We start from the raw sequence: 12,598 nt of genomic DNA, 5'->3' as shown, positions 1-12,598 counted from the left end.
CTGGCCGCCCCGCCCGCCCAGAGCACACTTGCTTCAAGCTGAATCACGCTTCTCAAACCCGTCTCCCCGGCGAAGGCCGGGGCCCAGGTGAAACCCACGAGCCGCTTCGGATGAATCTGGGTCCCGGCCTTCGCCGGGAAGACGGAGGAAGAGGAGAGCGCGTCGTTCTAAAATCGATACGCTCTAGCCGCCCGGCGTCGCGCCGCTGCCGAAGTCGAAGCCCGGATCCTTCGCGCGGCCGCCGCCGAAGCTGTAGGTGAAGCCGACGAACACCGCCCGGACGCTGGCGGTGCGCTCGACGCGCTCGCGCAGGGCCGGGGTGTCGATCACCTGCACGTCCTTGAACGAGTCGGCCGCGTCCATCACCGTGACCAGCAGGTTCAGCTTGTCGCTGACCTTGCGGCGATAGCCGAGGTTCAGCAGCTGGATCGGCTCGCGATGGCCCTGCGGCGTCAGGCGCTCGCCCGAGGTGAAGCCGTTGAGCTGGAAGAAGTCCTTGGCCGTGGCCTGCCAGTTGAGGCTGGCCCGGCCCGACAGGGTCGTGCCCGAGCGCGTGCCGGAAAAGCCCAGGGTGCTGGCGTCGATCTCGTTCCAGAAGGCGTTGGCGCTGACATTGTAGCTGAGCTTGGGCGTCAGCTTGCCGTTGGCCACCAGCTCCAGCCCGCCGTTGCGGCTCTTGGCCAGGTTCTCGCGAGTGGTCAGCAGCACGCCGCCGCCGAGGTCGCGCACCACGTCGGTCACCCCGTCGCGGCTCTGCCGGTAATAGGCCGTGGCCAGGTAGGAGGCCGGGCCCTTCCGATACTGCCAGCCCAGCTCGTAGGAGTCGGTCAGCTGCGGCTTCAGGTCGGGATTGCCGGCCCGGTAGTTATAGGGGTCGACATAGACCGGATAGGGATTGAGGTCCTGGACCTGCGGCCGCTGGACCCGCTTGCTGTAATTGGCCGTCAGGGTCTGGGTCTGGCTCAGGGTGTAGCCCAGGTGCAGCGACGGATAGAGGTGGAAATAGGCGTTGTCGTCCTTCTGGGCCGAGGTGATCTGGTTGGTGCGGATCTCGACCTGCTCGGCCCGCAGCCCGCCCAAGGCCGTAAAGTCGCCCAGCCGCCGCTCGTAGGTGACATAGCCGGCATAGACGTCCTGGGCGTAGAGGAAGCGGTTGGTCCGGCGCGGATCGACGATCTGGCCGTCGGGCGTCGGCCCGCTGGTCCCGTGGTTGTCGTAGTCGTTGTCGGTCGCTTCCAGGTCCAGCCCGGCCTTGAGCTTGGAGTCGTCGGCCCCGGGACGGGTGTAGTCGAGCTTGAAATTGACCCGATCCTGGTCGGCGCCGAAGCCGAAGGTCTCGTACTGGTCCGGATTGAGATTGCTGTCGATGAAGGCCTGGCTGTCGCGCGAGAAGTCGGTGACCTCGTATTCCAGGTGGGCGTCCAGTTCGTGCTCGGCGCCCTTGAACTGGTGGCGCCAGTCGCCGCTGGCCGCGCCGTTCTTGCGGTTCATCCTGGCGCTGGAGGCCCGCGCATAGGACGGGCCCTGGATATCCGGCGTCGGCCCGAAGGTCGTGAAGGTCTCCTGGCCGCCGGTGCTGTAGTCCATGCCGCGGTAGCGGACCTCGCCGCTGAGGCGGTCCTTGGGGGTGAGCGTGTAGTCGACGCCGCCGCGCAGGTTCAGCGCCGAACCGGCGTTCTGGAACGCCCCGTCCTGCAGCGTACGGGCGCCGGGGTCGGAGGCCGAGGTGGTGTCGCGTTCGTCGGTCTGCCAGAACCGCTGGCGGTCGTAGCGATAGCCGGCCTCGCCCGACAGGCTGAGCTTGCCGTGCACATAGTTGCCGCTGAGGCCGGTGTTGTAGCGGCTATTGGGCCCGACGTTGAGCTTGACCGAGCCGGTCGCGCCAGGCTTGGCGGTGGTCTTGGTGATCAGGTTGATGATCCCGGCCGAGCCGTCGGGACGATAGGCGGCCGACGGGTTGGTCATCACCTCGACCCGGTCGATGCGGTCGGCCGGCATCTGCTGCAGGGCGTCGGCCCGACCCTGGCCGTTGAACATGCCCGAGGGCTTGCCGTCGATCATGATGGTGACGTTGGGATCGCCGCGCAGGCTGACATTGCCCTGCATATCGACCTCGACCGAGGGGATGTTGCGCAGGGCGTCGCTGATCGAGCCGGTCTTGGCCGACAGGTCGTTGGCGACGCTGTAGCTGCGGCGGTCGATGGCGGTGCGCAGGGCGGTGGCGTCGCTGGTGACCGTCACCGCCCCGACCGCGGTCGGGGCCTCGGCGGGCTTGGTCGCCGGCTTGGGCGCGGCGGCCTGGGCCAGGGCCAGGCTGGGCGACAGGCCGGCCACGGCGGCGAGCAGCAGGACTTTCAGACGCAACGGACTTCCCCCGAAGACAACCCCGACGGGCGCCCGGCCCGACGCCGAGGCTAAGACGCCATCGGGGCCGCCAGGGCAAATGTCTTTTCGGCAATGTTCGCGCTCGCACCCGCGGCGCGGGGATGACAACGTTGCCAACCGGTCTTAAGCCTGGACCACTTGAGGACGCTTGCGACCTGATACCGCTAACATTAAGGTCGGGCCAACCAAGAGCCCAAGACGGGACTCGTTAGGGATCAAACGCGGCCTTCGGGCCTTTCGGGGAAGACCAAAGTGGCAGCAGTAATAAACGCCGGGCCGAGCCCCGGCATGGGCGCCGACGGCGCCAAGGTCAACATGGCCTTCATCGCCGCCATCGTGGCCGTCGCCACGATCGGCGGCTTCATGTTCGGCTACGACAGCGGCGTCATCAACGGCACGCAGGAAGGCCTGGAGAAGGCCTTCAGCCTCAGCAAGCTGGGCACCGGCCTGAACGTCGGCGCCATCCTGATCGGCTGCGCCGTCGGCGCCTTCGCCGCCGGCCGCCTGGCCGACGTCTGGGGCCGCCGCACCGTGATGATCATCGCGTCGCTGCTGTTCCTGGTCAGCGCCCTGGGCACCGGCGCCTCGCACACCTCGATGGTGTTCATCGCCTTCCGCCTGCTGGGCGGCCTGGGCGTCGGCGCGGCCAGCGTGCTGTGCCCAGTCTACATCTCGGAAGTCACGCCCGCCAACATCCGCGGTCGGCTGTCGTCCGTGCAGCAGATCATGATCATCACCGGCCTGACCGGCGCCTTCGTGGCCAACTACATCCTGGCCCACACCGCCGGCAGCTCGACCGCGCCGTTCTGGATGGGCCTGCCCGCCTGGCGCTGGATGTTCTGGATGCAGACCATTCCGGCCGGGATCTTCTTCTTCAGCCTGCTGTCGATCCCGGAAAGCCCGCGCTACCTGGTCGCCAAGGGCAAGGAAATCGAGGCCGAGAAGATCCTGTCGCGCCTGTTCGGCGCCGGCCAGGGCGCCGGCAAGGTGGCCGAGATCCGCGCCTCGCTGGCCTCCGACCACCACAAGCCCAAGCTGTCGGACCTGCTGGACCCGACCACCCGTAAGATCCGCCTGATCGTCTGGGCCGGCCTGGTCCTGGCCGTCTTCCAGCAGCTGGTCGGCATCAACATCGTCTTCTACTACGGCTCGGTGCTGTGGCAGTCGGTGGGCTTCACCGAGGACGACAGCCTGAAGATCAACATCCTGTCCGGCTCGCTGTCGATCCTGGCCTGCCTGGCCACGATCGCGGTCATCGACAAGATCGGCCGCAAGCCGCTGCTGCTGGTCGGCTCGGCCGGCATGGCCGTGACCCTGGGCGTCCTGACCTGGTGCTTCTCGACCGCCACCACAGTGAACGGCGCCCTGCACCTGGCCGACAACACCGGCGTCATCGCCCTGATCGCGGCCAACGCCTATGTGGTGTTCTTCAACCTCAGCTGGGGCCCGGTGATGTGGGTCATGCTGGGCGAGATGTTCCCCAACCAGATGCGCGGCTCGGCCCTGGCCGTCGCCGGCTTCGCCCAGTGGATCGCCAATTTCGCGATCTCGGTCAGCTTCCCGTCGATGGCCGCCCGGAGCCTGCCGATGACCTACGGCTTCTACGCGCTCAGCGCCCTGGTCTCGTTCTTCCTGGTCCAGAAGCTGGTCCAGGAGACGCGCGGCAAGGAGCTGGAGGCGATGGAGGGCTAGGCTCTCCTTGCATCGACGAACAACGGACCCTCCTCGGCTCGCCGGGGAGGGTTTTGTTTTGTCGCGAGACGGGCGCGTGTTAGCCAAACTCTACCTCGCATGGAGATCTTGGAATGCAGCGCGCGTTCGCCGCAGCCGGTTTTGCGGCCCTTTGCCTCGCCCTTCCGGCGCACGCGCAATCTCCGTCCCCAGCGCCTCCGACGTCTCCTCCGCCTCCGCAGCGGATCAAGCCTCCGCCCCCGCCGGGCGTGAATCCGTTCGCCTGGTACTACCCCGAGCGGGCCCAGCGCATGGAGCTCGACGGCCAGGCGGTCATGACCTGCGACGTCACCGAGGAAGGTCGCCTCACCGTTTGCGAACTGGTTTCGGAAACACCCGAGGGCTGGGGCTTCGGGGCCGCCACGCTGGAGGTCTCGCGATACTTCAAGCTCAAGCCGAAGCTGGACGCCGACGGCAAGCCCGTGCCGGGCGGCCGCATCCAGATACCTCTGCACTGGAATATTCCAAGAGACGAAAAGCCGGCCAAGGCCAAATGAGGCCCGGCAAGTCAAACCGGTAGGACGCCAATCTTTTTTGTGCGGTTTCCGTACGCCAAACGTCGTTTTCGGCGCCCCTCTTCCGGTCAAGAAAATCGAAAATGACACCGGTAGACAATCCCCTGACCTTGCCGCTAAGTGGCCGGCAACAGGCGCACAAGCGCCGCTGTCGGGAGGAGTTTTCATGGTCCATCTCAACCGCCGCGGCGCCCTCGGCTCGCTGCTGACCGGCGCGGCCGTCGCCGCCGTTCCCGCCGCCGCCGAGGCCGCCGAGGCCGCCGTCCCCTGCCCTGCCCCGGCCGCGACCTGGGCCAAGGGGATCGAGGGCCAGCGCAAGGCCGACCTGGGCGACGGGACCTTCCTCAACCCGATCCTGGCCGGCGACCATCCCGACCCGTCGATCCTCAAGGACGGCGGCGTCTACTACATGACCCACTCGTCGTTCGACGCCTATCCGGGCCTGCTGATCTGGCGCTCGACCGACCTGGTCAACTGGACGCCGGTCGTCACCACCCTGAAGACCAATGTCGGCTCGGTCTGGGCCCCCGAGCTCTGCAAGCACCAGGGCCGCTACTACATCTACCTGCCGGCCAAGTTTCCCGACCGCAACACCAGCTACGTGATCTGGGCCGACGCCATCGAGGGGCCATGGAGCGAGCCGGTCGACCTGAAGCTGCCGCGCTACATCGATCCCGGCCACGTGGTCGACGAGCACGGCGTGCGCTGGCTGTTCCTGTCGGGCGGCGACCGCATCCAGCTGGCCGCCGACGGCCTGTCGACGGTCGGCGCGCCCGAGCACGTCTACGACCCCTGGCGTTATCCCGACGACTGGGACGTCGAGGGCTTCTCGCCCGAGGGTCCAAAGGTGATGAAGCGCAGCGACTGGTACTATCTGGTCACCGCCGTCGGCGGCACCGCCGGCCCGCCGACCGGCCACATGGTCATCGTCGCCCGCAGCAAGTCCCTGGCCGGCCCGTGGGAGAACGACCCGAAGAACCCGGTCGTGCGCACGACGAACAATGCGGAAAAGTGGTGGTCGCGCGGCCACGCCACCCTGGTCGAGGGCCCGGCCGGCGACTGGTGGACCGTCTATCACGGCTATGAAAACAGCTTCTACACCCTGGGCCGCCAGACCCTGCTGGCCCCGGTGGCCTGGACGAAGGACGGCTGGTTCGAGGTGGGCGGCGGCGACCTGTCAAAGCCCCTCCCCAAGCCGAAAGGCGGCAAGCCCGGCCCGCACGGCCTGGCGCTGTCGGACGATTTCAGCGCCGACAAGTACGGCGTGCAGTGGAACTTCTTCAATCCCGGCCCCCGCGAGCACAAGCGCCTGTCGCGGGCCGGCGGGGTGCTGACCCTGAAGGGGGCCGGCGAGGCCCCCTCGACCGGCGCGCCGCTGATCTTCGTCAATGGCGACCAGGCCTACGAGATCGAGTGCGAGATCGAGGTCGATCCCGACACTCGCGCCGGCCTGATCCTGTTCTACGACCGCCAACTCTATTGCGGCCTCGGCTTCGACGCCAAGGCCTTCGTCACCCACCAGTACGGCATCGAACGCGGCCGGCCGGCCAATCCGCACGGGTCCAGGATGCTGATGCGGCTGCGCAACGACCGCCACATCGTCAGCTTTCACACCAGCGGCGACGGCGGCGCGACCTGGAAGCGCTTCGACCGCGGCATGGAGGTGTCCGGCTACCACCACAATGTCCGCGGCGGCTTCCTGATGCTCAAGCCCGGCCTCTACGCCGCCGGCCAGGGCTCGGCGCGGTTCCGCGGGTTCAAGTACCGGGCGCTGGGTTGAGGTTCCTTCCCTTCTCCCCTTGCGGGAGAAGGTAGCCTGCGAAGCAGGTCGGATGAGGGGTCGCGCCGCCCTATCCGGTAAGCTCTCGAAGATAAGACGGTAATCGCCCGTCGACCCCTCATCCGACCTCGCTCCGCGAGGCCACCTTCTCCCGCAAGGGGAGAAGGAATATCCCCTCACCGCCCCGTCTCGTCCGCCACCGTTCGCGCCAGGGCTTCCTCCAGCGGGGTCGGCTCGCTGTAGCCCAGCCGGCGACGGATCCTGGCGTTGTCGAGGAACAGCGGATAACCAAGGTCCAGCCCGGCCACCGCCGAGGCCAGAGCGCCGCGGGCGACGCGGGGGTGGGCCAGCTGCACCTCGCCCGGCCAGGCCAGGTGCTCGGCGAAGGTCGCGGCCCAGGCCAGGTTGGTCGGGGTGTTGGCGCGGCCCAGGTTGAAGGTCTCGCCGGCCGCCCGGGGATCGACGGCGGCCAGGGCGATCCCGGCGGCCACGTCGTCGACATAGCCGAAGGTTGCCCGCCAGCTGGCCCAGGGATGGGGCACCACGAAGCGCGGGCGGTTCGCGACCATCGGCCGGATCGCCCAGGAGAACCGCCGCTGGCGGTCGCCGGGCCCGAACACCAGCGGCAGGCGCAGGATGGTCGAGGCGAAGCCGGCCTCGGCCCGGACCGCCTCTTCAAGCGGGATCTTGTCGTAGGCGTCCATCCAGGCCTGGGGATCGCCGGCGGCGCGCGGCCGGGCTAGCCGGTAGGGGAAGCGGGTCTCGCGCAGCGGCGAATCCTCGGTCAGCCGCTCGAGGATCGGGGCCGGCCGCGCCTTGCGGTGCAGGCCCTCATAGTTGCGATAGACGTCGGCCGAGCTGACCAGCACATAGCGCGCGATCCGGCCCGACAGGGCGGCGACCAGCGGCAGGGTGTCGGCCTCCGTATAGGCCAGCAGGTCGACGACCGTGGTCGCGCCAAGCTCGCGGACCACCGCCGCCACGGCCGCGACATCCCGGCGGTCGAGGACGCGCGAGGCGGCCCCAGCCGCGACCGCACCGGTCCCGCGATGGCCGACCGCCGTCTCGACCCCGTCGGCCAGCAGCCGCCGGACCAGCGGCGCGCCGATGAAGCCGGTTCCGCCGAGGACCAGGACGCTCATCTTGCCGCAACCTCCGCCATCGCCGCGCCAGCCTATGCGGGAGGCGCCGGGCGGCCGCAATGCAAATCGCCGCCGGCGAATCGGCGATCGGGGGCCCGGCCGAACCCGCTCGAAGGTCGGTCCAACAGGGCGTTCGCGGCGAGCGGGACCGTGGGCTGGAAGAGCAAGGCCGCGCTGGCCGCGGCGGGCCTCGTCGCCAAAGCTTCACGCCCAGCGACACCTCGCCGCTCTGGACGCCGGCCCGCGGATCGGGCCTAGTGCCGGCCGGGGAACAGCTCGCCGCGAAATTCGGATCCGGGGCTCGCCAAGCTGGCGAGAAGGAATTCGCGCCCGCCGGCTGTACAGTTTTGAACGATGGACATGGCCGACGACGCGCAACTGCTGGCCGCCAAGCCCGCCAAATCGGCCCGCTTCGGCGAGGGCTTCGTCCTGGACGCCTGGTACGTGGCGGCCCTGTCGCCCGATCTGAGGCCGGGCCGGATGGAGAGCCGCGAATATCTCGGCGAGCCGGTGCTGATCGGCCGCACCAAGGCCGGCGCGGTCTACGCCCTGCGCGACGTCTGCCCGCACCGCGCCGCCAACCTGTCGGCCGGCAAGGTCCGGGCCGAGGCCGACGGCCGCGAGACGGTCGAGTGCCCCTATCACGGCTGGCGGTTCCACACCGACGGGGCCTGCGCCAAGATCCCATCCCTGACCGCCGACAGCCCGCTCGACATCGGCAAGGTGCGGGTGCGCCGCTATCCGCTGGTCGAGCGCCAGGGCCTGGTGTGGATCTGGATGTCCAGCGACCCGCGCTTCGACGGCGAGCCGCCGGCCCCGCCGCCGGTGATCCCCGGCGTGGTCGGCGGCAAGCCCAAGCTGGTCGACCACCTGGACTACGACATCCACATCGACCACGCGGTGCTGGGCCTGATCGACCCGGCCCACGGCCCGTTCGTGCACCAGCAGTGGTGGTGGCGCACCACCGCCAGCCAGCATGAGAAGTGCAAGGCCTTCGCCCCATCCGAGGCCGGCTTCACCATGGTGCGCCACGAGCCGTCAAAGAACTCCAAGGCCTACGCCATCCTCGGCGGCGAGCCCCTGACCGAGATCACCTTCCGCCTGCCGGGCCTGCGCTGGGAGCATGTGAAGGTCGGCGAGCGCCAGGTGCTGGCCCTGTCGGCCATGACCCCGATCAACGCCGGCAAGACCCGGATGAACCAGATCATCTGGTCCGACCATCCGGCCTTCACCCTGCTCTATCCGGTGATCCGCCTGGCCGCCCGCGCCTTCCTGCGCCAGGACGGCCGGATCGTCGCCGCCCAGACCCGCGGCCTGCAGGACAATCCGGCCCTGATGTGGGTGGGCGACGCCGACCAGCAGGGCCGCTGGTACCAGCAGCTGAAGCGCGAATGGAACGCCGCCAGCCGTGAGCGCCGGCCGTTCGCCAATCCCGTCGAGGCCGCCACCCTGCGCTGGCGGACCTAAGCCGCCTCCACCCCGAACTGCAGCCGCGCCAGCTTGGCGTAGAGGCCGCCTTGGGCCGAGAGTTCGGCGTGGGTGCCCTGTTCGACCACCCGGCCCTCCTCCATCACCACGATGCGGTCGGCCTTCAGCACGGTGGCCAGGCGGTGGGCGATGACCAGGGTCGTGCGGCCCGACATCGCGTCGTGCAGGGCCTTCTGCACCAGCCGCTCGTTCTCGGCGTCCAGGGCGCTGGTGGCCTCGTCGAGCAGCAGGATCGGGGCCTGGCGGACCAGGGCCCGGGCGATGGCCAGGCGCTGGCGCTGGCCGCCCGACAGGGTCTTGGCCCGCTCGCCGACCGGGGTGTCGAAGCCCTGCGGCAGGGCCTCCAGGAAGCTCGTGGCCTGGGCGGCGGCGGCGGCGGCCCGGGCCTCGTCCTCGGTGGCGTCCTCGCGGCCGAAGCGGATATTGTCCAGGGCCGAGCCGGAAAACAGCGGCGAGTCCTGGGCCACCAGGGCCATGCGCTCGCGCACCTGCGCCGGATCGGCCTGGCGCAGGTCGACGCCGTCCAGCCGGACGACGCCGGCCTGCGGGTCGTAGAAGCGCAGCAGCAGCCGCAGCACCGTGCTCTTGCCCGCCCCCGAGGGTCCGACCAGGGCCACGGTCTCGCCGGGCCGCACGACCAGGTCGAAACCCTTCAGGGCCGGCAGGTCCGGGCGGCCCGGATAGGCGAAGGTGACATTGTCGAAGGCGATGCCGCCCTTGGCCGGGACCGGCAGGGTCTGGGGTTTGGCCGGGGCGGCGATGCCGGGGGTCGAGTTGAGCAGTTCGGAGATCCGCTCCATGGCCCCGGCCGCCTTCTGGACGTCGCCCCAGACCTCGCCCAGCGAGCCGACCGAGCCGGCGGCCATGATCGCCAACAGGGCGAACTGGGCCAGGGTGCCGCCGGTCATCTCGCCCGACAGCACCAGGTGGGCGCCGACCCATAGCAAGAGGGCGATGCCGCCGAAGGCCAGGACCATGATCACCGCGGTCAGGCCGGCCCGGGCCCGGATCCGCCGCACCGAAGCCTTGTAGGCCGCCTCCACCGCCCCGCCGAACCGGGTGTCGGCGGCGTTTTCGCGCCCGAAGGCCTGGACGGTGTCGAGCGCGTCCAGGCTCTCGCCGGCATAGCCGACCGCGTCGGCGAAGCGATCTTGGGCGGTGACTGACAGCTTGCGGACATTGCGGCCCAGCAGGAACATCGGCGCCAGGATCACCGGCACCAGCAGCACGATGAAACCGGCCAGCTTGGGGCTGACGAAGGCCATGTAGCCGAGGCCGCCGACCAGGCTGAGGGTGTTGCGCAGGGCGATCGAGACGCTGGCCCCGACCAACTGCTCAATGATGGTGATGTCGGTGGTCATCCGCGACAGCACCTCGCCGGTGCGGGTCTTCAGGAAGAAGGCGGGGTCCAGGGTCAGGGTGTGGCCGTAGAGCGCCCGCCGCAGGTCGGCGACCACCCGCTCGCCCAGCCGGGTGACGAAGAAGAACCGCAGGGCGGTGGCCACCGCCAGCACCAGGGCCACCGCGCCCAGGCCAATGAAGGCGCTGTTGACCGCCGCGCCCGACCCCTTGGCGAAGCCCTTGTCGATCACCCCCCGGAAGGCCGCCGTCAGCCCCAAGGCGGCGCCGGTCGAGAACAGCAGGAAAAACCCCGCCGCCAGGGCGTCGCCGATGTGGCGGCGCACGAACGGCAGCAGGTGGGCCAGGGGCCGGACATCCTTGCGGCGCGGCCGCCGGTTGGCCGCTTCGGCCAGGGACTGCACCAGCTCCGCGCCCGCGCTCGGCCTGCCCTCGGCCGAAATCTCGCCCGCGTTCACGTCGGTCATCAACTGTCCCTTGCCAAATTCGCGCGCTTTCTTTATAGCCGCGCGTCTCCGAGAGCCACCGCAAGGTTCGGCCCCCGCCCACATTACACGCCGCCTCAAGTCGGTTGGATCGCCCGATGAAACAAGACATTCACCCCGACTACCACTTCATCACCGTCACCCTGACCGACGGCACCACCTATCAGACCCGTTCGACCTACGGGAAAGAGGGCGCGACGCTGGCGCTGGACATCGATCCGCGCGTCCACCCGGCCTGGACCGGCGGCAACAGCCAGATGCTCGACCGCGGCGGCCGCGTCTCGCGCTTCAACGCCAAGTTCGCCGGCTTCACCGCCAAGAAGTAGGCGTTCTACGCTTCTCGCCGTAAGGGCGACGAAAGGCCGGTTCCGCGTTCGCGGGCCGGCCTTTTCTGTTTTGGGCCCCTCCCCCGCCCGGTCCCGCGGAAGACGGCCACGCCGCCAGAGACATCCCGCCGCCTTTGCCGCTAACCTGCCCCTGCACGGAGGGACTCATGCACAAGGGCCGGCTCGAGGCGTTCAGCGACGGGGTGATCGCCATCATCATCACCATCATGGTGCTGGAGCTGAAGGCGCCGCATGGGACCGATTACGCGACCCTGGCGCCGCTGGTCCCGGTCTTTCTCAGCTATGTGCTCAGCTTCATCTTTGTCGGCATCTACTGGAACAACCACCACCACATGATGCAGGCGGTCCGGGCGGTCACCGGGCCGATCCTGTGGGCCAACATGCACCTGCTGTTCTGGCTGTCTCTGGTGCCGTTCGCCACCGCCTGGATGGGCGAGAACCATTTCGCCGCCCGGCCGGTGGCCTTCTATGGCGCGGTGCTGTTCCTGTGCGCGGTGGCCTTCGTGCTGCTGTCGACGCTGCTGGCCCGCCACGAGGGCGCCGACTCTAAGCTGGCCCGGGCCATGGGCTCCGACGTCAAGGGCAAGATCTCGCTGGCCATCTACGCCGCGGCCGTGGTCGTCGCCTTCCTCAGCCCGCCGGCCGCCATGGGGCTGTATGTGCTAGTCGCCGTCATCTGGTTCGTGCCCGACCGCCGGATCGAGCGGGTCCTGGAGGCGGGCTGAGGGCGCTTTGGTTCAAGACTTCCCGCTTGGAACCGCGCCCTTCGAGGCGCAAGTTCGCCTCAAGCTTTCAACGGAGTCCCCGATGACCGACATCACCTACACCATCGTCGAGCACGACGGCGGCTGGGCCTACAAGCAGGGCGAGGTGTTCTCCGAAACCTTCCGCACCCACGACGCCGCCCTGCACGCCGCCCAACGCGCCGCCGGCGAACAGCGGGTGGCCGGCGAGGAGACCGGCATTTCCTACGAGGACGACCGCGGCCAATGGCGCGAGGAACTCTCCGCCGGCGACGACCGCCCCACGACGCACGTGGTCGACAAGCGCTGAGGGGGACCGACTCTCTCTTCCCCCCTCCCCTCTCGCTACCTTCCCTCCCCCTTGCGGGGAGGGTGGCCCCGAAGGGGTCGGGTGGGGCCCGGCGCAGGGCGTCGAAGACCGGCCGGCTCAGCAGCCCCCCACCCGACCCTGGCTCCGCCAGGGCCACCCTCCCCACGAGGGGGAGGGAAGGAAAGAAAGAGGAGGAGGGAAGGTGTTTGGGGGGATCGGGGCGGGTCGATCCCCGCGGGCGGCGCTGCGAACCTCAAGCTTTCCAAAGCCTTGCAAAATCTTCAGCGTCACAAGCCCTCGGCGTCGAAACCGC

The 12,598-nt window shown here is 69.2% G+C and carries 9 protein-coding genes and 1 pseudogene; 7 read left to right on the top strand and 3 right to left on the bottom strand.

The window, feature by feature from the left end; genetic code table 11:
* Positions 1 to 183: 183 nt before the first annotated feature.
* Positions 184 to 2,364, bottom strand: coding sequence for a TonB-dependent receptor domain-containing protein (locus ACIPQB_RS10260; protein ID WP_446485124.1), 2,181 nt, complete (start codon positions 2,362 to 2,364; stop codon positions 184 to 186).
* Positions 2,365 to 2,637: 273 nt separating this feature from the next.
* On the opposite strand from ACIPQB_RS10260, the gene ACIPQB_RS10255 reads away from it, so the two are divergent.
* From ACIPQB_RS10255 to ACIPQB_RS10245, 3 genes are all read left to right on the top strand, one after another.
* Entirely contained in the window at positions 2,638 to 4,077 is a 1,440-nt protein-coding gene (locus ACIPQB_RS10255) for a sugar porter family MFS transporter (RefSeq protein ID WP_446485123.1), read from the top strand.
* Positions 4,078 to 4,190: 113 nt separating this feature from the next.
* On the top strand, positions 4,191 to 4,613 hold the full coding sequence (locus tag ACIPQB_RS10250) for a TonB family protein (RefSeq protein WP_446485122.1): 423 nt from the start codon (positions 4,191 to 4,193) through the stop codon (positions 4,611 to 4,613).
* Positions 4,614 to 4,797: 184 nt separating this feature from the next.
* Positions 4,798 to 6,411 carry a family 43 glycosylhydrolase gene (locus tag ACIPQB_RS10245; RefSeq protein WP_446485121.1) on the top strand — a complete coding sequence of 538 codons (1,614 nt, stop codon included), beginning with the start codon at positions 4,798 to 4,800 and terminating at the stop codon, positions 6,409 to 6,411.
* 176 nt (positions 6,412 to 6,587) lie between these two features.
* Here the strand turns inward: ACIPQB_RS10245 and ACIPQB_RS10240 are convergent, their stop codons facing one another.
* Complete coding sequence (locus tag ACIPQB_RS10240; RefSeq protein ID WP_446485120.1) at positions 6,588 to 7,553, bottom strand: NAD-dependent epimerase/dehydratase family protein; 966 nt, start codon at positions 7,551 to 7,553, stop codon at positions 6,588 to 6,590.
* A 354-nt stretch (positions 7,554 to 7,907) separates the two neighbouring features.
* Between ACIPQB_RS10240 and ACIPQB_RS10235 the strand changes: the two genes are divergently transcribed.
* Positions 7,908 to 9,020, top strand: coding sequence for a Rieske 2Fe-2S domain-containing protein (locus ACIPQB_RS10235; RefSeq protein ID WP_446485119.1), 1,113 nt, complete (start codon positions 7,908 to 7,910; stop codon positions 9,018 to 9,020).
* Here ACIPQB_RS10235 and ACIPQB_RS10230 read toward each other — a convergent pair.
* On the bottom strand, positions 9,017 to 10,870 hold the full coding sequence (locus tag ACIPQB_RS10230) for an ABC transporter transmembrane domain-containing protein (protein WP_446485118.1): 1,854 nt from the start codon (positions 10,868 to 10,870) through the stop codon (positions 9,017 to 9,019). The genes ACIPQB_RS10235 and ACIPQB_RS10230 overlap by 4 nt on opposite strands.
* Positions 10,871 to 10,983: 113 nt before the next feature.
* On the opposite strand from ACIPQB_RS10230, the gene rpmE reads away from it, so the two are divergent.
* From rpmE to ACIPQB_RS10215, 3 genes and pseudogenes are all read left to right on the top strand, one after another.
* Entirely contained in the window at positions 10,984 to 11,211 is a 228-nt protein-coding gene (rpmE, locus tag ACIPQB_RS10225) for a 50S ribosomal protein L31 (RefSeq protein WP_056751777.1), read from the top strand.
* Positions 11,212 to 11,378: 167 nt separating this feature from the next.
* A complete protein-coding gene (locus ACIPQB_RS10220) occupies positions 11,379 to 11,957 on the top strand; it encodes a TMEM175 family protein (protein WP_446485117.1) in 579 nt (192 codons plus the stop codon).
* Positions 11,958 to 12,039: 82 nt separating this feature from the next.
* A pseudogene (locus ACIPQB_RS10215) lies at positions 12,040 to 12,177 on the top strand (DUF2188 domain-containing protein); the annotation flags it as partial.
* Positions 12,178 to 12,598 lie beyond the last annotated feature (421 nt).

The sequence above is a fragment of the Caulobacter sp. LARHSG274 genome (genome assembly GCF_052871235.1).
The sequence above is the reverse complement of the archived record's forward strand: the minus strand, read 5'-3'. Positions and strand labels throughout refer to the sequence as shown.